This window comes from Salinisphaera sp. G21_0 (assembly GCF_017744115.1).
Taxonomy (GTDB): domain Bacteria; phylum Pseudomonadota; class Gammaproteobacteria; order Pseudomonadales; family Endozoicomonadaceae; genus Endozoicomonas.
In genome coordinates, this window is the sequence record NZ_JAGHQW010000012.1 from 22,421 (window position 1) to 43,050 (window position 20,630).

Genomic DNA, 20,630 nt, shown 5'->3' on the forward strand with positions numbered 1-20,630 from the left:
TCATGCTCTGTTTTCAACCGCGAAAACCTGGGTCTTTTTCGCTTCCTCAGGACTGGAGATGCATTTTTCAAACCACTGATAATGCAATGCTTTGGAAGGGAGAACACGTAATGACGGGTTTGGGTGTAAAAGATCATTGATTAAGGAAACCATCGGCTCAAGGTAGCGTTTTAAGGCCTCAGCCTTCTGGGTCAGTGTATTGAAATCCTGGATATTTGGATGGCTTACAGAAGCTACTCTCAAGCTCAGTTGCTCCAGGCTTTTTTTATCATTGGGTATGGCCTTATGGTAAGTGTTATCGGGCTTTACGGTTTCGTATCTCTGCATGGCGTGGGAAATTGCCAGAGCCCGGGCTTGACGCTCTGGAGGAAAAAAGGTGTCTAGTTCGGCATCGTGACAGAAGCTGGCGGCTGTTCCGGTTTCCAGCTCTTTCAGAACTCTGTAGAGACTTTGACCATAAGCAAAAGCATCGTCTGCTGTTTTTGCCGGGATATGTGCGTTCAGGTCTTTCAGTAATTTGAAAGTATCTGGTGCGGCGAAATCCTCACTGCCAAAATGCGAACTTTCTCCGACTACAGCAGCTTGCCCGAAGTCCAGCTGTTTAACGCTTTGGGTGTTCTTGTCAAACATACAGTTGAATGGTTTAACATCAGAGTGAACAATGCCTTGTTTTTCAAGATGCGCCAAGGCAAACAGTTGCTGTTCCTGCAGATAGGCATAGGCATTAAAAAACTCGTCAGGCGTGATAATTCCTGTTTTCAGTTGGTGTATGAGTGTGATGGTCAGCGTTTGCAGATTTTGCCCATCTATGAACTCAAAAAGTAATCCTGACCGGTTATCGACCTGCTCAAAACCATAGCAATTTACAATATTTGGATGGTCGCCTACTTTTTTCATTATCTCTGCTTCCCGATTCAGAGACTCTGTAGCCGCTTCGTGACAGGAGTTTGTTATTGACCTTTTCAGGGCAAACTTTTCAGAGTTTCCATGAACATCGGTTTGTTCGACCAGGTCGACAATCGCAGTGGCACCGTGTCCAAGTGTTTTAGTGATTGAAGCCTGTTCGCTCAGTATCGAGTGGTCACTGTTTTCCCAGAAAACTGAATCTTCCGAGCCTTCGGAGCATGGGGTCAGGAGTATTCCGTTATCATCGATTGATGACCCGGAGCGACTGGACAAGGAGGTGCCACGACTTTCATAGCCAACGTCATTTTCGGTTGTCAGGATGTGTTTTGTGACAGTTGGGGTTTTGGATTTATTCGTGTGTTGCCGGTCAGCCTGGTCGGTATGGGCTTGATTTCCCTCCTTTTCAGAGTTAATAGTGGGAGGCGTTGAGGCAGAATGGTTGAGTGGTTTCATTGCCTGTAAACTTTAGTTGCTCTGATAGAGCAACTTATCGACATGAAAGGCAGCGACTTTGCCAAAAAAACTGGATTCGGTCAGAAAATTCCTGCACATCAATGAATTACAGTTCATCATCGCAAATAACCGCTGCTACTGTGGTAGTACTCTGGAAATTTACCGGATCAGCCCCCCCAAGGCAGGAAGTTTAACAACACCAGGACATTAGCAAGAAGTTAATTATGATATTTCCGGGCTCGGATATCCATCGTAAGTCACCTTTTTATCCAAAAGTCTTATTTATAATAATCATTAAAAAGACAATAATTAAATGAATTAGAAATTGGCGCAACAAAAATAATTAACCATGGAATAGCTTAAGTACTCTAAGGGAGAAGTTGCCATGAGAATTTCACCAAAAATCGCCCAACTTTTACATACTGCGGATAAATCAGACAATAAAAATACTAATAAGCCTAAAAAAGGAAGTTTTAAAAATCATAAAATAACTGGTTGTGCAGAGAATATTCACATGCCTGCCAGTTCAGATAGCACTAAATCCGGCAGTGATTCCCGAATGTATAAGAGTATGCCGAAAATCGCACTGACTGAACAAAAACCAGCAGCCCCTCCTCCCGCTGCGCCGCCACCACCGCCGATAATGAAACAACCTGACACATGGGCGCAAATCAAACGCAATATCAGTGCTGAACAAAAGGGAGAGAAGAAACACGAAAATTTAAATAAAGAACATATAGAAGAACTGTTTGAGAGACTGAAAAAACGCAGGAAAGAAACAGAAGGAACGGAAAGAGTTCTGGTCACCGAACCACGAAAGTCGAAATCTCAGCCAGTAGAACCTGTCAGGGTTGCTCCAAAGCAAATTGACACTGTTCCTGTGGGTCCGGGCGTGATTCCTCCACCACCACCTCTGCCTGCTGTTTTATCGGGTAAGAAGGTGATAAAAAGTGACAGGAAGCCGACAATAGCACCAAAACCAGGGTTGATGGGTTCTAAATTATCCCCCCCTAAACAATTTCAAATGACTCCGGATGTACTCGAAAGTATTAAGTTGAAGAAGACTGAAAGGAGTTTGTAGAATCTTGAAAATTCAGGCAAAGATGACCCATCAAAATTGTCAACATGGCATCCTGACGCGGTCATCCGCCAGATAGCAAAAAGGCGAAGTCATGACTTCGCCTTTTTGCTGCTTAACCCACTATTTTCAGACAGCCATTTCCAGCAACAGCTTGTTAAGACGCTGAACATAAGCCGCCGGATCGTCCAGTTGACCACCCGCCGCCAGACTGGCCTGATCAAATACCACACGGGTCAGGTCGGCAAAGCGATCTTCGTCCACTTCTTTATCCAGTCGGCCAATCAATGGATGTTCCGGGTTAATCTCAAAGATCGGTTTGGATTCTGGCATGCTCTGACCGGCAGCTTCCATAATGCGGCGCATCTGCATCCCCATATCGTTCTGCCCAACCACCAGACAGGCTGGAGAGTCCGTCAGACGATGGGTCACCCGAACCGATTCGACATCAGCACCCAGCACATCGCTGATGCGCTTGACCAGATCTTCATGCTCTTTAGCCGCCTCTTCCCGGGACTGCTTCTCTTCTTCAGAGTCCAGCTTACCGAGATCAAGATCACCACGGCCAATATCCACGAACGATTTGCCGTCAAACTCAAACAGGTGGGACATCAGCCACTCATCGACGCGGTCAGAAAGCAACAGAACTTCCAGCCCTTTCTTGCGGAATACCTCCAGATGTGGGCTGTTGGCCGCCGCTTTGGGGGTCTCTGCGGTAATGTAGTAGATCTTGTCCTGACCTTCCTTCATCCGGGAAACGTAACCTTCCAGGGATTGATCCTGCTCAAGTCCCTGGCTCTCAGTGGATGAGAAGCGCAGAAGCTTGGCGATACGCTCACGGTTGGCATAATCTTCCGCCGGCCCTTCTTTGAGCACCTGGCCAAACTCTTTCCAGAAACTGGCGTATTGCTCAGGTTCTTTCTTAGCCAGTTTCTCCAGCATATCCAGCACACGTTTGGTCAGCGCGGTTTTCATGCTGTCAACGGCCGGGTCTTTTTGCAGGATCTCCCGGGAAACGTTCAGGGACAGATCGTTAGAGTCCACCACACCCTTGATAAAGCGCAGGTACATGGGCAGGAATTCATCCGCCTGATCCATGATAAAGACACGCTGAACATAGAGTTTCAACCCTTTCTGCATATCACGGTTATACAGGTCAAAGGGAGCTTTGGCGGGAATATAAAGCAGGCTGTTGTATTCCAGTTTGCCTTCTACCCGGTTGTGGCTCCACTTCAGCGGGTCGGTATGGTCATGACTGATGTGTTTGTAAAACTCTTTATACTCATCATCCGTGATATCACTGCGGGAACGGGTCCACAGGGCTTTCGCCGTATTCACCGTTTCCCACTCGGGCGCTTTGTCTTTCTCTTCTTTGTCTTCTTCTTCCTCTGTCGCTGGCATCTCTTCCTTGCGCATCAGAATGGGCATGGAGATATGGTCAGAGTATTTGCGGATGATATTACGCAGACGCCAACCATCAGCATACTCTTCAGCTTCAGGCTTCAGGTGCAGAATAATGGTGGTACCCCGTTTCTCTTTCGTTATTGGCTCAACGGTAAACTCACCGGAACCATCAGACACCCAGCGCACGGCCTCTTCTGTGTCTACCTTGCGGGTTTCAACGGTCACCTTGTCAGCAACAATAAATGCGGAATAGAAACCAACACCAAACTGACCGATCAGCTGAGAATCTTTCTTCTGGTCACCGGTCAGTGTTTTCAGGAAGTCCGAAGTACCGGATTTGGCGATAGTACCCAGATGGGCAATCACATCGTCACGGTTCATGCCAATGCCGTTATCGGCGATGGTGACGGTTTTGGCTTCCTTATCGTAATCCACCCTGACTTCAAGATTTGGGTCACTTTCCAGCAACTCACTGTTCTTGAGTGCCTGGTAACGCAGTTTGTCTGCGGCATCGGAAGCGTTGGAAATCAGCTCCCGTAAAAAAATCTCCCGATTGGAATAGAGAGAGTGAATCATCAGGTGCAGAAGCTGTTTCACCTCAGTCTGAAAGCCCAGCGTTTCTTTTTTCGTTTCGACTGCCATTAGAACCTCAATCCCGGTTAATCATCACATTGAGTATTTTGATAGTCAGGAGATATGGGCAGTGGTGGAGATTTCAACCCTCTTCAGGTCTTTGAATATTAAATTTCATTTTATCATCAGCGGCTGTTTTCATATGGTGGTCAATTGATGCAAAATGCACCCTTGTCGGTTATTTAGTTAATACGATCGTTTCATTTTGGCTGGTCATACCAGCGCCACCTCCTGACAACACCAAAGGAAGGCGGTAAATAACATTAACCGCCATTGGTTCAATGGCGGTTGTTGGAGAGTCAATGACGGAATTGCAGTATTTTTGGGGATGGGCAGTTTACCTGGCAGGAGCCTTCGGCTGCCTGCTGAGCCTGTGGTTTATTGTTGGTAATTGGCATCCGCGGCTAAAGCGACCTCTGATGCTGGCTTTTGCTGTACTGTTTTTCCTGCCCGGTACTGTTCACCCCGAGCAGAGCTATCTTGGCCCGGCCTTCCTTATCAGTCTTTATGACGGCCTTAGCCTGGGAGTTGACGCCATGTGGCGAACGGGTCGGACTGTGGCCATTGCCACCGGTGTTGCAGCGATTGCAGGCGTGTTATTACCGGTCGGCAAGGCAAAAAAAACAGCTCCTGACAAAAGGCAAAAGCCCCGGACAAACCACGCTCAACATCAACGCAAGGAACCCGCCCTGGGCCCTGCATCTAACCAGAAATCCTGAACTTAACCGCGATTTGTCAACTAATGTGTGAACTTCTTGGAATGAGTGCCAACACGCCTACGGATATTGTGTTCAGCTTCCGTGGCCTGATGCAGCGCGGGGGTAAAACCGGCCCCCACAGTGATGGCTGGGGAATCACGTTCTATGAAGGCAAAGGGTTACGGGAATTTCGTGACCCCAACCCAAGCTGTGATTCTGAAATTGCCAACCTGGTCTGCCGCTACCCGATCAAAAGCACCATCGTGATCAGTCATATCCGCCAGGCAAACGCAGGCAGAATTGCCCTGGAAAACACCCACCCCTTTACCCGGGAACTCTGGGGCAAACACTGGACCTTTGCTCACAACGGCCAATTGAAAGGCATCAAAAAATTCCCCCTGAAACACTACTTGCCGGTGGGAACCACGGACAGTGAGTACGCTTTTTGCTGGATCATGGACCAGGTGCGTGAGCGATTCCCCAAACCACCCAAAAGGGTGAGTACACTGCAACGCTTCATCCGCCAGCTCTGTGACGAACTGCGTGGGCTGGGCGTATTTAATATGTTGCTGACCGACTCCCGTTACCTCTATTGCTACTGCAGCACCCGGTTGCACTGGATAACCCGCAGAGCGCCGTTTAATCAGGCCAGTCTCAAAGATGACGACATTACGGTGGATTTTGCCAGGGAAACCACAGAAAACGACATTGTCACCGTAGTAGCCACTGACCCGTTAACCATTAATGAGACCTGGCACGCTATTCAGCCGGGCAACATGGTGGTTTTTGATAATGGCGAACTTGCTGCCTGAGTAAAAAATTCTGCATAACTGAAAACCAGTCATCAACAAGCAATTACACTTGGCAGGTCTCTATCCAGTTCAGCGGCTTATAGGTTAGCCCGGGGGGGTTATGATGAGTACACCGATCAGCAGACCTGCGTCAGCACATGATATAAACACCGGCCAACTTGATGACAGTCGGTATCAAGCCCAAAAAACACGAAGTTCAAAAGATTCTCTATTCCATGGCAGAAGCACCAGAGAGCTTCCTGAACCGATTAACATGTCAACGTGCAGAGTAGAAGATGAAACCGTAGATCCTGGCCATGCATTGATTAATGACCGATCTTTTGCCTCAAGAAAAGAACACGTTTCCTCCCTTTCCTGCTTAACCTCAACCCAGTCAAAAATGGCTGATGATAAAAGTGATCTGCGCCAAAATCGGCTGACTGCGCCTCTCCCGGGCCTATCATCTTCATCCTGGCAGGATAATCGGGATGCATACATTATCAATATGCACACCTTAAGGCCGGAAAACGACGAATTACCTCGTGAAGGCTCAGAACCTGCCTGTCTCAGGCATAATAACTGGTGGGAACGCAATAAAAAGTGGAATAGCACCTTTATCCTCAGCACTCTGGCCACCGCAACAACAGTTACCGCTTCGCTGATTTCAGACATAACCCGCGATGACGATCAGGCACTTTTCCAGCGGTCAGGGTCCGTCGTCGTCTGCTGGGCCATGTTGGTGACATTTATTACCCTGAGAAAGAGAAGTGAAAAACTGCCAAGCCGTGAGCTGATGATTGAAGCCCCCAACCATAAATTACCCCGGGAAGGGGACGTAAAATTAAAGGACCTTGCTGAACAGATCGGCAATGCCAGCATCACCGAAAGGAAAGTAAAAAGAACAGCCAGTGAGTGCGACTGGGTGATCCTGCTGGCAAGTATCATCGGTACCCTGATTTGGGGGTACGGAGATTTAATAGCCAGGTAAACACAACGATTTATCTGACCAAAATAATAGCCTGGCTTTCGTTCCGGGATCAGGGCCTTGAGTCCTCCGGAACCAGCCAGTACTTTGCCGAGAGTTCGGGGCCATCTACCAAAGTCGGGCTCAGTTCCGCTGAAGGCAATTTTGATGGTTCCAGGCCACCGCCGGTTCCGATAAACAAAAGAGCGATTATCCCTCTGCCCGAGTCTGACATTGTAATAAACACATTAAAAAAAGAAAAAGGCCTAGCCCGGATATTCCATAAACGTACTCCCGCTCTCGCTTATCCTTTGCCGCTCTAAGGGAGTTTTGTTCAGTCGACCGTACTCCCCGGTACGGCGCTCCCTCACAAAATCCCTTAGAGCGACAAAGTCCCGCGCGAGATTCGGGGCAGTTTATGAAATATCCGGGTTAGAACTCTGGGTTGTTTCAGCTAAATCAGCAGTCAGTGGTAAATCACCTGAGTTTTTAGCTGAATGGACTGACTGAAGATACCGCTCTCTTGCGATTACAGCTTGCTCTTTAGCTTCTTCCTTGTTGGAGGTTTGTATTTTGATTCTTTGGTAGGTCTTTTTATAGATCTTTTGTCCCTCCGCGTAAGCGGGATCTTTGCGAAACTCCCTTTGGCGCTCCCTTTGGCGCTCCCTTATACGCTCGGCGTAAGCGGGATCTGTCTGGTAGCGCTCCCTTTTGCGCTCCCTTTCGCGCTCGGCGTAAGCGGGATCTATCTGGTAGCGCTCCCTTTGGCGCTCCCTTTCGCGCTCGGTGTAAGCGGGATCTTTGCGAAGCTCCCTTTGGCGCTCCCTTTCGCGCTCGGTGTAAGCGGGATCTTTGCGAAGCTCCCTTTTGCGCTCCCTTTGGCGCTTAGCGTAAGTGGGATTTGTCCGGTAGTGCCACCTTCGGCGCTCCCTTTCGCGCTCGGCGTAAACGGGATCTTTGCGAAGCTCCCTTTTGCGCTCCCTTTGGCGTTCCCTTATGCGCTCCCTTTGGCGCTCGGCAAGTGAAGAACTGCCATCAACATTAACTTCTGCCTGGGTTGTTTGGTTATCACTTATAGCTTGGTGCATGTATAACGGATTAACGACAGCAATTGGCCGTAAATCTTGTGAGCTATGAATTCCGGCAGGAAGATTGGTTAACTGTAAACCTGAGCTTGTATGATTCGCTGTTGTTTGCTCTCTAATTTCAAGCTTGTCCCACGATATGAGCTCCTGAAAGGGAGTACTTGGTGTTGGTAATAATGGATTATTAACAGGTTCATAATCATCCCGGTAAGGAACATATTCATCAAGAATGGATTGTGGTATCTCTTGAATACCTGTTCCAGAAGCGTTTTCTGAATCAAAGTTTATTAGAGATTCAATATTATGTTTAATTAATGAATTAGAATGATCAGCTTCATTTTGATATATCTCTGGTCCGCTATTGTAAATAGAAACAGGGTTCAGCAATCGAACTGGTATGCCTTGATAAACAGGCTGCTGTTCGGTGGCACCAAATTGCTGTTCTTGATCGACTAAACCTAATGCGCTGGAACAAAGAAAAGAAAAAGAAGCATTGTATGAAGGAAATTGATTGGTTTGATCCATTGAATTATTGAATTGTTGAATTACAGCTTAAGACCACACCTTCTGATAAAAGTTCCTCTCTTTCACAACTCATTCTTTATTTAAGTTTCAGTCACTTTTTTAATACATTAGTTCCATATAAAAATAATTATCCGGGGGGATAGAAAAGGAGAAATAAATGTCCAACAATTTTTTAAAACTGAATTAGGATCAAAAATATGTATGGTGCAGTTTCCAGTCCTGATGGCCAGGGTACATTCATCGGCACATCCACCGACAAAAAGCCTTCTGGCCTTGATGCCACCGATAAGTCGTCAGCTCCTGTTCTTCCTGCCTTGCCAAAAGAGACGTCCCCTGCCCACAGCCCTGTCCCCGACACTGCCCTGATAGAAAGAACCATCGCACCATCAGGGCATCATAACCCACAGCCCCTGCCGGAAAACTGGCAATTGCAATTGCTGTCCGGAATTTTGAATGGAGAAATTTACGCCATTTCAGCATTACTTCAACAGGGTGCCGATGTTAATTGCAACCTCTCCAGCCAGATTGCGACACTGGATCAACAACCTGTCAACATTAGCGGGGTAGACCCCTCTATCGCTGCCCAACTGGCCAGGACTGTTGAGCAGGAATCGTCATACACCCCACTCCGGCTGGCCGCAATGACTGGCAATCCTGAATTGGTAAAGCTTCTGCTGTCTTCCGGGGCACATCTTGAGTGCAGTACCCCTCTCCATGCACCACTGACAGGAGCTGCCGCTGCCGGGCATCGGGAGATAGTCCAGATTCTGCTGGAACATCATGCCGACATACAGGCTGGCAGCACCACAGGTGTCAATTCGCCACTGTACTGGGCCATTAAAGGTGGCCATCAGGATCTGGTGGCGTTTCTGGAAATGAACGGTGCCCGTTTGCAAATCGGTTGCCCGGGCAGGGGTGCCCCGATTCACCATGCCGCCAAAATAGGATCCTCCAGAGTCGTAGAGTATCTGCTCAATCGGGGCGAAGACATTGATAACCAGAGTACCGGGCAGCTTACCCCGGTTTATGCCGCGGCATCCTGCGGCCATTCTGAGCTGGTCAGGTTACTGCTTGAGCGAGGCGCAAACAATAGCCATGGTGAAACCGGTGAAAATACCCTGATCTGGGCAGCCTGTTGCAGCGGTAACCTGCAAACGGTCAAATATCTGCTTGACCAGGGGGCGGACATCAACGCCGGTTGCGAGGACTTTGACGCCATCAACAGTAATACCTACCCCTGGAAAAAACCTTACCCCATTGAGGCTGCTGCCTATTCTGGCAGTCGGCAACTGGTGGAGTACCTGCTTGAGCGTTACAAGCTGAGAATTGATGCTCCCGGCCTTGGCTCCGCCCTATTCCGCCACGCTGCAGAGGGTGGCAAGGTGGTGATGATGGATTACATTGCCAGCAGGGCAACCATCAACATTAATGCGAGGGGTCACTATTCCCCGATCTCTTCCGCGGCCCGCAGTGGCTCCATCAAAGCGGTGGCGTGGCTACTGGACAAGGGTGCAGACATTCACGCCAACTGCCGGGGCCAACAAACCCCAATATGCCAGGCCTGCGCCCAGGGGCACTTTGAACTGGCCAAATTCCTGGACAGCAAGGGCGCAAGACTTCACGATGCCGGGTCGGGTTCGCCACTCCATTGGGCGGCCAGCGCTGGCAGTATGAATACCGTGGCATACCTGCTTGACAGGGGCGTCAATGTCAATGCCAATCATTCAGGCTTGTGTACCCCTATCTACGCAGCAACGGGTAGGGGTTTCGGGAAGATCGTGGAATATCTGCTGGAAAAAGGTGCAGATGTTAATGCCAACAGTAGCGGGCGCACTACGCCTGTCGTTGAGGCCGCAGCGCAAGGGCACCTTGGGCTGGTCAAACATCTGGTACATAAATCCGCAATAATTGAAGCAGACCTTTTGCTCAATGTCGCCGCAAACGGAGGTCATTGCCCCGTATTGGAGTACCTGTTTGAAGATAAGGCGATACTGCAGCATATCAAGCCGTCACACATCTCCATGGCACTCACTGAAGCGACCCGTCGAGGCCAACTGAACGCAATAAAGTACCTGCTCGGCGCATTCAAGACCCATTTCAGTGCTAACCCCAGGCCTGACATCTCCGACCTCCTCTGGTTAGCGGCACAAAGAGGCATTATTGATGTGGTGAAGTATCTTGTTGAGCTGGGGGCTGACGTTAATGTGGAATGCCAGAGTCTTGGCAGCGCACTCTGGACTGCATCAGAGTCTGGTCGTCTGGATACCGTCATGTACCTGTGTCAACAGGGTGCCAACATTCACTACTCCAACCCGGCTGAAAATGCGGACGTACTTTCCATTGCCAGGCAAGAGAACCATCAGGAGGTGGTTCAATTCCTGCAACAACAGCTTGCGGGAAGCCCTGAGGGCGATGAGTCAACGAATGAGTGAAATGTAAGATGGGGCTGATGAGGCAAAAACTCATGTTATTGAATAGAAATTACTACTTCAGTTTCTTCATTAGCCACAGAATCACCTGGATAAAATTGTTGCTGAAAATAATCGCTCAGGATTGGCAAACCATACAACGCAATTATTGCACCCACTAGCAATAAAAATGAACGACTTGAAAGCAATTCAAGAAAAGTTTCAGGTATTGCCTCAAGACACAACTTCAAGAAATCAGTCTCAGTCAGAACTGCACTTGCATACTCATAAGAAATGCCGAGTTCATTGGCAAGTTCCCTCACTGCCTGCCTGTAACTATCACTCCACCCGATCTCGATAATAAAAGATTCGGCCAGCCGATTACCCAGACTCTTTTCGTAAGAGGTAAATGGCTCACCACAGCTTTCCACCGGGCAATTCGCGCGTATATGGGGAGGAACCACCACGCACTTTTTATGAAATGCGTGGCCCTGGGCGCACATGACAAGCTCAGCATGATGGCCAAAATCCATCTGGCATAGCCCACAACAGTCCGCTGCCACCGCGTTAGCCATTTCATTATTACCTCTTGATCAACTCAGATATTCGTCGTAACTGCCTTAGACTGATGATTCAGGGATAAGTTCAATAACTTCATTTTTGCACAAACAAAACCAGGCGGTACTCTCTGTGAACATGCCAACCCCCAAGGCTATCTGGCGGGCAATATTCAATCTCCCCGAGTGTTTTCAGGTCGCTGCCAAAGTTCTGCATCCGTGGCTTTGATGACCTGCTCCAGGAGGCTGTCCGAGAATAGCGCCCGTCTAGGCGACCCCGTAGCGAGGACGACAGAAAATTGAGGATAAAAATTCGGTTTTGTGAGGTGAATAGCGGGGCTATTTGCCGAACAAAAGAGGATTTTTAGACCAATTTGCTGTCGCCGCAGTAGGGCAGTCTATTCTCGGACAGCCTCCCAGGGTGGTATCCACAGCAATTGCTGTTAACAATAGTCCGTTTTCAGTGACCTCATGACCGCCATTTCAGTAACAATCAGGTTGACCTGACCTTTTCCCGTCAGTGGTAAATCACCTGAGTTTTAGCTGAATTGGCTGACTGACGATACTGCTTTTTGCGCCCCCTTTGACGCTTGGCGCAAGTGGGATTTTTGCGAAGCTCCCTTTGGCGTTCCCTTTCGCGCTCGGCGTAAGCGGGATCTCTGCGAAGCTCCCTTTGGCGTTCCCTTTCGCGCTCGGCGTAAGCGGGATCTCTGCGAAGCTCCCTTTGGCGCTCCCTTTGGCGCTCTGCGTAAGCGGGATCTTTGCGAAGCTCCCTTTGGCGCTCCCTATAGTACTCCCTTTGGCGCGCGGCGTAAGCGGGATCTTTGCGAAGTTCCCTTTGGCGCTCCCTTTGGCGCTCGGCGTAAGCGGGATCTGTCTGGTAGCGCTCCCTTTCGCGCTCCCTTTGGCGCTCCCTTTCGCGCTCCACGTAAGCGGGATCTTTGCGAAGCTCCCTTTTGCGCTCTCTTTGGCGCTCCCTTTCGCGCTCGGCGTAAGCGGGATCTTTGCGAAGCTCCCTTTTGCGCTCCCTTTCGCGCTCGGCGTAAGCGGGATCTTTGCGAAGCTCCCTTTTGCGCTCCCTTTCGCGCTCGGCGTAAGCGGGATCTTTGCGAAGCTCCCGTTGGCATTCAATATGTGAAGAATTTTCATCAATAGCTTCTTCGGCTTGAATCGCAGGAGATGTATATTGCTGAAGATGTTCACTTTTCAATTGTGGGGTAATAATCGCAATCGAAGCTGTAGATTTAGAGAAATTACCAATGCCGTCTTGATCAGGAATTTGAATAGGTGGATTAAGTTTGGTATCAACATCTGTCGAGTTTTGCGAGGTTGATTGAACACCCTTTGTAAAGGAGTATATCGAAAAAGTATTATTTTCAGGGTCATATTCTGCAACCTGATAATTTTCCAGTGGTATAGCTACTGGAAATGCGGGAGAATCTTCATAGCCAGTTTGATTTTGTACAGCGAAATCTTTCAACCATTTTTTTTCAGGATTTAAATACCCTTGATTATCTGAACTTGTAGATCGGTCAGTCATGTGATGGTTAGTTACAGGTTGTCCAACTTCAGTAACCATTCTGGAGAAAGCCTGACCTGTTGCACCAGATTCAGCTAAAGACATGCCCTGAATATCAGAAAGGCCATTAGGGGCTGGACTTAATTGAGAAGAAGCTGGTCTATTCATTGAATTAATGAATTATCGAATTACAGCTTAGGACCATGCTTTTTTATAAAAGTTCCTACCTCTCGCCACTCACTCACTATTTATTTATGTCAACCAAGCATAAGGAATTGCTATGGCTATGAAAGCTTGAAAACTTGGGGGGGGGCACTGGTCTTTCTTCTTGACGCAAAACAAATCAGGAACTAATCAAAAAGGTCCGGTAGCTTTCCTCAGAATTGATCTGAGTAAAAAGAGTTTCCAGCTACATGGTGTTAATGCCAAAGGTCATGTGGTTATCAAAAAGAAACTTACATCGCAAAGCACTCTTGCCATTTATAAAAACACGCTCTTTCGAGCAACCAACCACCACGTTCGTTGTCCCTGCCCTCCGAATCTGGTGAGATCGTCTCGCTATTCAACGGCAGCTCATTCAGGTAACATTGCGCTTTGAGTCGCACCAGCGCCAGTGTTGCTTTAGCAGCTGATTCATGACGTAAGGTCAGTGATAATCAGGAAAGGAATTGATGTGGGCTTTATGTAGTCCAAAGCAATCTTACCAAAACTGAAATAACGACAAAAAAGCCTTCCAGACTATAGACTACTCTACCATAAGTTTTGTTTTGCACCCATACGACAATGGAATTTTGAATGTTTAACCGGGACAATATCTATGGATTGAATTATGCAGCCACTTTCTTCAACTCATGCAGCCCTGTCAGATGTAACCGCCAATCCCGGCCTTGACGAACCGGCAAAAAACAACCCCACCGGCACATTAGGAACGTTTGCAGTTGCTGTCCAGTCAGGTGTTACCGCTTTAATAAGCTCTCTTTCTCCCAATTATGTTCCTGAACATCAACGACAAACCATTCAGCCAACTACCCTGGCTGCCAATACGATGTCTGCTGAAAATAAAAACGACAAAACAAATTTAGTGTCGAATGTCTTACAAGGGGTTGGGCTGGCCAGCAAGGCAATTTCCTGCTGGGTACCACATGCCAGTGCAGTGAGTGATGCGGTAGGAACACTCTGCTCTTCCTTTTCCCTGGCTCATAGCCTGGACAATATGGGCAAGTCGGGTAAAGAATCGGGTAAAGAGCCGGTTAAAGAGTCAACCAACGGTTCGGAAAATGAGTCAGAAAACCATTCACAAAATATCACCAATAAAAACCGGGAAGCTGAAAAGCCGGGTAAGCCAGTAACCGCTTCCGGTACAACAGTCAGTGTATCCGGTCCGGCCATAGCAACCGTCGCCCTGATGGCGATGGATCGGATGGCGAGTGCTTCGGCCCAGCCCGCAGAAGGAAAACCAGGGTCCCGGAACAACCCGATACCCGTGGATGATAGTAAAGCACTGGGCAAAATCGGAAGTAACGATAACTATCCCATGGACGCCCACTATCAACAGAGAAAAAGCTTCAGCCATAACACCGGCGTTCCGGTTGGCAGTGAAACCAAGCCATTTAAGGGTCATTTCGACGGTGGGTGCCATACCATAAGCGATCTGAAGGACTGCTTGTTTGGTGAACTCGGGTCCGGTGCCGACGTTAACAATCTGCTTATTGCCAATACCAACATTGATGATCTACCCAAAAAGCAGCACTCTGCTGTATTGGCCTGTAAAATGTCCGAAGGATCTGCGGTCACTGATGTCCGGGTTGAGCATGCCAACGTTTCATTCAGCAAACGGAAAGTTCTAGGGCAATACAGCAGCATCGGGGTGATCACCGGGCTTCAGGAAAAAGGGAGCATTCTGAGAGACATTGAGATTGTTGACTGTTCAGTCACTTCTTCAGCGATGCAAACCTTCACCGGAGCCGGGGGAGGATTGGTTGGTGGTCGCATCGAGCACATGATCGTTAGAGACAGTGATGTTACCAGCGAAGGGGGCTCTTCTCCAACGGCTATAGGTGGTGGGGCGGTCACTGGCCAGATAAAACAACTCACCGTAGTCAACTGTAATGTCAAAACGACGGGAAGAATCGGCGGGGATGCTGCGATTGGTGGAGGGCATGTTGGCAGGCTGCATCCGACTGTTGGTGGCAAGGTGAGCGAGCTTGTTGCCCTGAATAGCCATGTCAGTACAGAGGGTGAATACAGCTTTGCTGCTATTGGCGGTGGGTTTCTCCCTAATAGTCAAAGTGAAATCAACGGCATAACGGCTATCGGTTGTTCTGTTTCAGCAAGTCACAACTGTTCCAGGGCTGCTATTGGTGCAGGTGAGAACGAGGGGCAAGTTAATGATACCACCGCAGTGAACAGCTCAGTCACCGGCCATCATGCAGATATTGGTCAGGCTGGGGGTTCAGGCAAAGAGGTGCGTACCGCATCCCTGAACAGTTGGGTTAACGGTAAACCGAAAAACTTCGGCAATGTTACTTTACCCGGGTTGTGTCGTACGGCTGATCCACGTTTTGTGACCAGTGATTGCCAGCTGAACCCTGATTCATTCACCGAAGATCACTGGAACTGTTCAAGCTCCCCCACTGCTCCGGGCTCGGTTTCTCAGCCAATAGGGGCACCCGTCAATAAAACCACCGTGATGGCTGATACAACCTCACAACAACCGGCAATGGCCAACACAACCAGCCCGCAGTCCAGCCCAACTCTGACAACCCCGGCCCCGCTCAGCGAGCTGGTAATGTCCGATACAACCATTACAGGCCACACCATCACAACGCCGTTAACGTCCATCAATCCCACGATCACTACCACAGCACCATTGGCAATGGCTGCAATGACAACCACAGCACCAGTGACAGAAACCGTGGTGACGTTACCGGAAGCATCAATGACATCTGCTGGCATGCCCTCAACACCGACACTACCCACAACGCCCGCACCATTGGTTGGAACCCTGAGCACGGGGGTGGCTCTGGGTGTCAGCCTGGGTATAGCTATGACGATCCTTGCAGGCATTGGTCTATGCGCTTTGTACCAATACCATCGTCGGAACCAGGCACAAATACCCGAAACACCTTTGGAACCCTTAATAAACCAAACTGATTGTACCCATTTATAATTGGTCTAAAATAGCTCCGCTTTAACCTCACAAAACCGGATTTTTATCCTCAATTTTCTGCTGTCCTCGCTACGAGATGCCCGGTCTCAGCCGGTGGCAGGAGCAAGATATATCAGCGGTGGCAGTTGCCAATAAAAATGCTCGCACTGCCTGGGCTGTGTTAACCAGTTATTTCAGGACAGTTCCTTACTGCACAGGCAATGACAGTTTGAGCCTATGTCCGCGGAATTAACGGCATCCGTTCATTATCAGTGTGTGCAGGAATATTACCCGGTATGCGGCTTCGCTGGGAATTATCGGGTCCATCCATGGTAAGGCTGACGTCTCTCCTGCCTCTGGCCACCAGAGGCTCATAATGGTTGCCCGCAGCCCTGGACGATGCTCTGTGGCAATAATAGCGGTAGAGACACACAATGCCGACCAGTACAAAGAGCACTCCGCCGAAGGCGATACCGGCTATAGCGACGTTACTCAGGCCTGACGTCGACGGGCTTCTGTTGCTGGAGGCAGACGGAATTATTGTTGGGGTAACAGGGCATAACCGGCGGGTATTACTTCTGATCAATCCCACAAAATCATCATTAAACTGGCAATCCGTTGTCAGCAGTCGATGGTTAAAGCCTGCACATAACTTATCCTGCTCGGAAAGACAACTGATGTCTGTATTGTTCTGCTCGAGACCATTAACATGGACATTACAGATATCGGGGTCAGGCCCACCCCTGACGGCGGCTGTTGAATCCTCACCCAGGCTATCGACCTGGCAGTTAATCGCCGTGGTGCTGACAACAGTGCCACCGGAATCAATATCCCCCACCCCGATACCCGCCGTTGCACTCTTGCCCGAGGCTAACACTGAGCAATTCAACGCGGTGGTGTTGGCAATCGTTTCAGATAAAGCGCTAAGTCTGACCAGACCCGCCCCGATGCCTGCGCCTCCACCAGGACCTGTGGATTTCACATGACAGTTGACGGCTGTGGTGTTGGCAACAGTGGCCAGATTAAGGAGGACCCGCCCTGCGCCGATGCCTGCCCTGCCACCTTGACCGGAGGCTACTACGGTAGAGTTCACCGCTGTGGTGTCGACAACCGCACCACCAACAGAAGCTCTGCCCACGCCGATACCTGAGTCACCATTCTCGCCGGAGGTTACCACCTGGCAGTTCACCGCTGTGGTGTCAGCAACCGTGTCGAAGACATGAGCCCTACCCGCGCCAATGCCAGCCGAGCCAATGCCAGAATATTCGAATATATCTGCACCCGCGTTTTCCACCTGACAATTCACCGCCGTGGTGTTGGTGACCCTGCTGATATGATGATCAAGCCACCCTGCGCCAATGCCTGACCCGCCACTGCGAGTCGCCACTTTGCAGTTCACTGCTGTGGTGTTGGCAAGCGTACCAACCTGGAGGTATCCCACACCAATGCCAGCCTTGCCATAATCAGGTGTAACTACTTTACAGTTCACTGCTGTGGTGTTGGCAATTATGCCATGACCATTAAGTTGTCCAGCGCCAATGCCTGCGGCCCCTCCTACCGAGGCTGCCACAGTGCAGTTCACCGCTGAGGTGTTGACAACCTTGCCCCCTGTAAGCCAGCCTGCGCCGATGCCTGCCTTGCCACTGTCTCTGGAGCTGTGTGCTTTTACATTGCTGTTCATTGCCATGGTGTTGACAACCGAGCCACTGACATCCCCGCCCATAATCCCCCCAATGGCTTTTTTACCCAAGGCCACTACCCGGGCATTATCAACACAAATATTGCTGACTGTGGCCTGGTCTGAAATTTTACAGGCCACCACCCCGGTGGAGCCTGTGGACGTTATATTGGCACCGGTAAAGCGCAGGCTATCCACACGACCCTCACCGGCCAGCGTTTTCACCAGGCAATTTCTGAGGTTGCCAATGGTCCCTTTTTCTTCTTTGCCACGGAGGATGCCGGTAAAGGGGTGAGTGTCATTACCAATGGACTGGCGCAACTGGCCACCGTCAATATACGCAACAGTTTGCTGGTAATTGCCGTTGAGCGGGTAGTCCGGATCATGGCCAATCTTGCCCAGGGTTTCGGCATCAGCCACCGCAATCCACGGGTCATTGTTACGGTTGACGGTTGCTGCCATGCCAGCAGTGGCAAGACCGGACAGCACCCCCGGCACAACTGCGGCATTCGGCCGCTGACCAGTGCGGGCCAGGCTGGCCGTTTGACGACGGTGCAACGATGGGTTGTTGTCTTCATCGTTGTCGTTTATCAGGGTTCTATCCGGAGCATTGTCCGGCAAACGCGGTTCTACCCCTGACTCCCTGAATACAGCCAGACTGCCCCAACGTCCCTGTGGTTCAAAAGACATTGTTGTTACAGGTTGCCGGTCACCCGCGGTGCCTACCCTGGACACGGCCGATGGCTCTATCAAAACGACTACCTCATAATAATGACAGTTATTATCTTGTGGTTTAGGTTCTGTCCAACAGATAAAAAGAGACTGGACAAGACAAAAAGCAAAAAGCCTCGGAGCAAAAATGCTCAACAAAGTGTAGTCAGGCTTATGGCATGAGCAATAATGATTTCAATATTATCCATGACTTTGTGAACTTTCATTGTGAAAAAGCACTCATAAAAATAAACACGAGGAGCTTACTATGAATTTGCCGTCTATTAAGTTCAGTCAGTTAACCAGATCATCTACTGCTGCTTCCATTTCAGAGCAATCCTCAATAAGCAACAATTATCATTCATCACAAATATTCATACCAAGGGGGGGTCAGCAATTTGATATGCAAAGATTGCTTTCTAGCAGGAAGGTAATAAAAAATGATCCCACAGCTCTGTTAAACATTCAATTTTTTGGTAAGAATTTTTCATCAGGGATGGGAGTGTATTCAGATAAACCTGCCAATGCTTTTTGGACATCTACTCTAAAAAAAGAAACCACAACCAAAAAAAATACAACTGCCTGGATAGAGTGGTGTAGAGAAAATTCTGAGAATTCCTGGTTAGGAAAAACTGCTGCTCAATTTCAGGTTTTAGAAACAGCAAATATATTTCATATTGACTCAAATGAAAAATATAAATGCTTATTAAAAGAATATCCTCATCCAGCAGACCACAATTATGTAGACTGGGAGCGTGTGGCCATTAATTTTGATGCTGTACATTGTACACAAGACTTTTGTCTTCCCACATGGGATTGTGAATCAACAGCATGGTTTAATAAAGACAAATTAGTATTCCTGAAATCTCTGAATTCACAAGAAATTGACTTGTAATACTGCTTCTGAAAAAGCTGTGGGCATTCTTCTTGACGCAAAAACCAGGGAGCCAGAAACTGGCTTTGATCTTTCTTTTGAATGGATTCAAGACCTGAAACTGGTTCCCAGCTCCAGAGTCAACCTTGGCCAGACTCTATTAGCACTGCAACAGCAGTGATGGCGTCAGATATACCATATTGCTAATCAAAAAATAAGTTTTCCCATCAAAGGCTCATACACATAGTCTTTGAGCTGTGGCTTATCCACCGGCAGCAGCGGCTTCAGCGGCAGCATCGGCACCGATTTCGACAACGGTTGTCGTGTTTCTTTACTGTGTGCAACCAGGCGCGAGCGGATAGAAGCCCGGGCGCAAACCTGAAGTGATTGGGGTTGAAAATTATCCGGCTCATTATTCCGATTGATGTTGTCAAACCTGCCAGTCTCGGCCAACAGGACTTTCAAGTTGCGAATTCTGCCCTTGGCAAAATTCAGCGGTGTACACCTCTTCCAGTCTTGCGCCTTACAGTTGGCACCCTCAGCCACCAATAGTTGTACTTTCTTGCCCGAACCACTTTGTGCTGCCAAATGTAACGGGGTCCATTGTGTACAGTTGTCTTGCCTGACTTCAAGGTTAGCCCCCTCGGACAAAAGCAGCTTCAGATAATTCAAGTCGAAGCAGTTTTTGCTAGCCGCATAGTGCAATGATGTCAGTTTATATGCATCAGCTGCATCAATATTGGCACCGGCAGCCAGAAGCACCTTGAATACCTCAAGTGTATCGTTTAAGTGAATCGAACAAATTAGTGGCGTTAATTTATCAACACTCCTGGCTTCAATATCGGCTCCCCGGGCCAGAAGCTCTTTCGCAACCTCCCCGCTACCGGCCGTATGCAGCGGAGTCCGGCCTGAATCAGAGCGGGCATTAACGCAGGCACCTGCGTCGAGAAATACCTTTAAAATCTCCAGATCGGCTTTAGAACAAGCCGGGAACAGTGGCGTGTTTCCACAATTATCCCTGGACTCAATATCAGCCCCCTGTTCCAACAATGTCTTCACCGATGCCAGGTCACCATCCTCGGCTGCCTTGAGCAGATTTTTGTCGTCCGGGGACAGTTTCTTTGTTGCGCCCAACAGGATATTTTCAACGTCTCTCAACAGTGTAATCATAACTACTTCCACATGGATTATCTCTGAC

15 protein-coding genes are annotated in these 20,630 nt (G+C 48.9%); 8 read left to right on the forward strand and 7 right to left on the reverse strand.

The annotated features are described in order from the left end of the window. Complete coding sequence (locus tag J7439_RS07605) at nt 1-1,359, reverse strand: protein kinase domain-containing protein (RefSeq protein WP_209201231.1); 1,359 nt, start codon at nt 1,357-1,359, stop codon at nt 1-3. Between the two features lie 385 nt (nt 1,360-1,744). Between J7439_RS07605 and J7439_RS07610 the strand changes: the two genes are divergently transcribed. After that, on the forward strand, nt 1,745-2,440 hold the full coding sequence (locus J7439_RS07610) for a hypothetical protein (RefSeq protein ID WP_209201232.1): 696 nt from the start codon (nt 1,745-1,747) through the stop codon (nt 2,438-2,440). Between the two features lie 126 nt (nt 2,441-2,566). On the opposite strand, the gene htpG is transcribed toward J7439_RS07610, so the two are convergent. Continuing rightward, nucleotides 2,567-4,483 (reverse strand): molecular chaperone HtpG, encoded by a 1,917-nt coding sequence (gene htpG, locus J7439_RS07615; RefSeq protein WP_209201233.1) that lies wholly within the window; start codon nt 4,481-4,483, stop codon nt 2,567-2,569. Between the two features lie 293 nt (nt 4,484-4,776). On the opposite strand from htpG, the gene J7439_RS07620 reads away from it, so the two are divergent. The 3 genes from J7439_RS07620 (at nt 4,777) to J7439_RS07630 (ending at nt 6,951) form a co-directional block, all read left to right on the forward strand. After that, a complete protein-coding gene (locus tag J7439_RS07620; protein ID WP_209201234.1) occupies nt 4,777-5,193 on the forward strand; it encodes a hypothetical protein in 417 nt (138 codons plus the stop codon). Nucleotides 5,194-5,216: 23 nt separating this feature from the next. Further along, nucleotides 5,217-5,984, forward strand: coding sequence for a class II glutamine amidotransferase (locus J7439_RS07625; RefSeq protein ID WP_209201235.1), 768 nt, complete (start codon nt 5,217-5,219; stop codon nt 5,982-5,984). Nucleotides 5,985-6,237: 253 nt separating this feature from the next. Further along, nucleotides 6,238-6,951 carry a hypothetical protein gene (locus tag J7439_RS07630; protein ID WP_209201236.1) on the forward strand — a complete coding sequence of 238 codons (714 nt, stop codon included), beginning with the start codon at nt 6,238-6,240 and terminating at the stop codon, nt 6,949-6,951. Between the two features lie 392 nt (nt 6,952-7,343). Here the strand turns inward: J7439_RS07630 and J7439_RS07635 are convergent, their stop codons facing one another. After that, entirely contained in the window at nt 7,344-8,015 is a 672-nt protein-coding gene (locus tag J7439_RS07635) for a hypothetical protein (RefSeq protein WP_209201237.1), read from the reverse strand. A 719-nt stretch (nt 8,016-8,734) separates the two neighbouring features. Between J7439_RS07635 and J7439_RS07640 the strand changes: the two genes are divergently transcribed. Continuing rightward, nucleotides 8,735-10,969 carry an ankyrin repeat domain-containing protein gene (locus J7439_RS07640; protein WP_209201238.1) on the forward strand — a complete coding sequence of 745 codons (2,235 nt, stop codon included), beginning with the start codon at nt 8,735-8,737 and terminating at the stop codon, nt 10,967-10,969. A gap of 35 nt (nt 10,970-11,004) precedes the next feature. Here J7439_RS07640 and J7439_RS07645 read toward each other — a convergent pair whose 3' ends face one another. Both J7439_RS07645 and J7439_RS07650 read right to left on the reverse strand, forming a co-directional pair. Then, entirely contained in the window at nt 11,005-11,520 is a 516-nt protein-coding gene (locus tag J7439_RS07645) for an RING finger protein (protein ID WP_209201239.1), read from the reverse strand. A 499-nt stretch (nt 11,521-12,019) separates the two neighbouring features. Further along, nucleotides 12,020-12,982, reverse strand: a complete 963-nt coding sequence (locus tag J7439_RS07650) for a hypothetical protein (RefSeq protein WP_209201240.1) — start codon at nt 12,980-12,982, stop codon at nt 12,020-12,022. Nucleotides 12,983-13,850: 868 nt separating this feature from the next. Here J7439_RS07650 and J7439_RS07655 point away from each other — a divergent pair. Then, complete coding sequence (locus tag J7439_RS07655; RefSeq protein ID WP_209201241.1) at nt 13,851-16,190, forward strand: M26 family metallopeptidase; 2,340 nt, start codon at nt 13,851-13,853, stop codon at nt 16,188-16,190. 214 nt (nt 16,191-16,404) lie between these two features. On the opposite strand, the gene J7439_RS07660 is transcribed toward J7439_RS07655, so the two are convergent. Further along, nucleotides 16,405-18,600, reverse strand: a complete 2,196-nt coding sequence (locus J7439_RS07660; protein ID WP_209201242.1) for a hypothetical protein — start codon at nt 18,598-18,600, stop codon at nt 16,405-16,407. A 226-nt stretch (nt 18,601-18,826) separates the two neighbouring features. Between J7439_RS07660 and J7439_RS07665 the strand changes: the two genes are divergently transcribed. Both J7439_RS07665 and J7439_RS07670 read left to right on the forward strand, forming a co-directional pair. Next, entirely contained in the window at nt 18,827-19,453 is a 627-nt protein-coding gene (locus tag J7439_RS07665) for a hypothetical protein (RefSeq protein WP_209201243.1), read from the forward strand. Further along, the gene (locus tag J7439_RS07670) at nt 19,443-19,613 is read left to right on the forward strand and encodes a hypothetical protein (RefSeq protein WP_209201244.1); all 171 of its coding nucleotides are present in this window, start codon (nt 19,443-19,445) and stop codon (nt 19,611-19,613) included. The genes J7439_RS07665 and J7439_RS07670 overlap by 11 nt, the downstream gene beginning before the upstream one ends. Nucleotides 19,614-19,639: 26 nt before the next feature. Here J7439_RS07670 and J7439_RS07675 read toward each other — a convergent pair whose 3' ends face one another. After that, on the reverse strand, nt 19,640-20,602 hold the full coding sequence (locus J7439_RS07675; RefSeq protein WP_209201245.1) for an ankyrin repeat domain-containing protein: 963 nt from the start codon (nt 20,600-20,602) through the stop codon (nt 19,640-19,642). Nucleotides 20,603-20,630 lie beyond the last annotated feature (28 nt).

Coding starts and splice junctions, on each gene's coding strand:
- J7439_RS07675 (WP_209201245.1), bottom strand. CDS start 20,602: ATGATTACACTGTTGAGAGACGTTGAAAATATCCTGTTGGGCGCAACA.
- htpG (WP_209201233.1), bottom strand. CDS start 4,483: ATGGCAGTCGAAACGAAAAAAGAAACGCTGGGCTTTCAGACTGAGGTG.
- J7439_RS07645 (WP_209201239.1), bottom strand. CDS start 11,520: ATGGCTAACGCGGTGGCAGCGGACTGTTGTGGGCTATGCCAGATGGAT.
- J7439_RS07665 (WP_209201243.1), top strand. CDS start 18,827: ATGAATTTGCCGTCTATTAAGTTCAGTCAGTTAACCAGATCATCTACT.
- J7439_RS07640 (WP_209201238.1), top strand. CDS start 8,735: ATGTATGGTGCAGTTTCCAGTCCTGATGGCCAGGGTACATTCATCGGC.
- J7439_RS07630 (WP_209201236.1), top strand. CDS start 6,238: ATGTCAACGTGCAGAGTAGAAGATGAAACCGTAGATCCTGGCCATGCA.
- J7439_RS07620 (WP_209201234.1), top strand. CDS start 4,777: ATGACGGAATTGCAGTATTTTTGGGGATGGGCAGTTTACCTGGCAGGA.
- J7439_RS07655 (WP_209201241.1), top strand. CDS start 13,851: ATGCAGCCACTTTCTTCAACTCATGCAGCCCTGTCAGATGTAACCGCC.
- J7439_RS07610 (WP_209201232.1), top strand. CDS start 1,745: ATGAGAATTTCACCAAAAATCGCCCAACTTTTACATACTGCGGATAAA.
- J7439_RS07625 (WP_209201235.1), top strand. CDS start 5,217: ATGTGTGAACTTCTTGGAATGAGTGCCAACACGCCTACGGATATTGTG.
- J7439_RS07635 (WP_209201237.1), bottom strand. CDS start 8,015: ATGCACCAAGCTATAAGTGATAACCAAACAACCCAGGCAGAAGTTAAT.
- J7439_RS07605 (WP_209201231.1), bottom strand. CDS start 1,359: ATGAAACCACTCAACCATTCTGCCTCAACGCCTCCCACTATTAACTCT.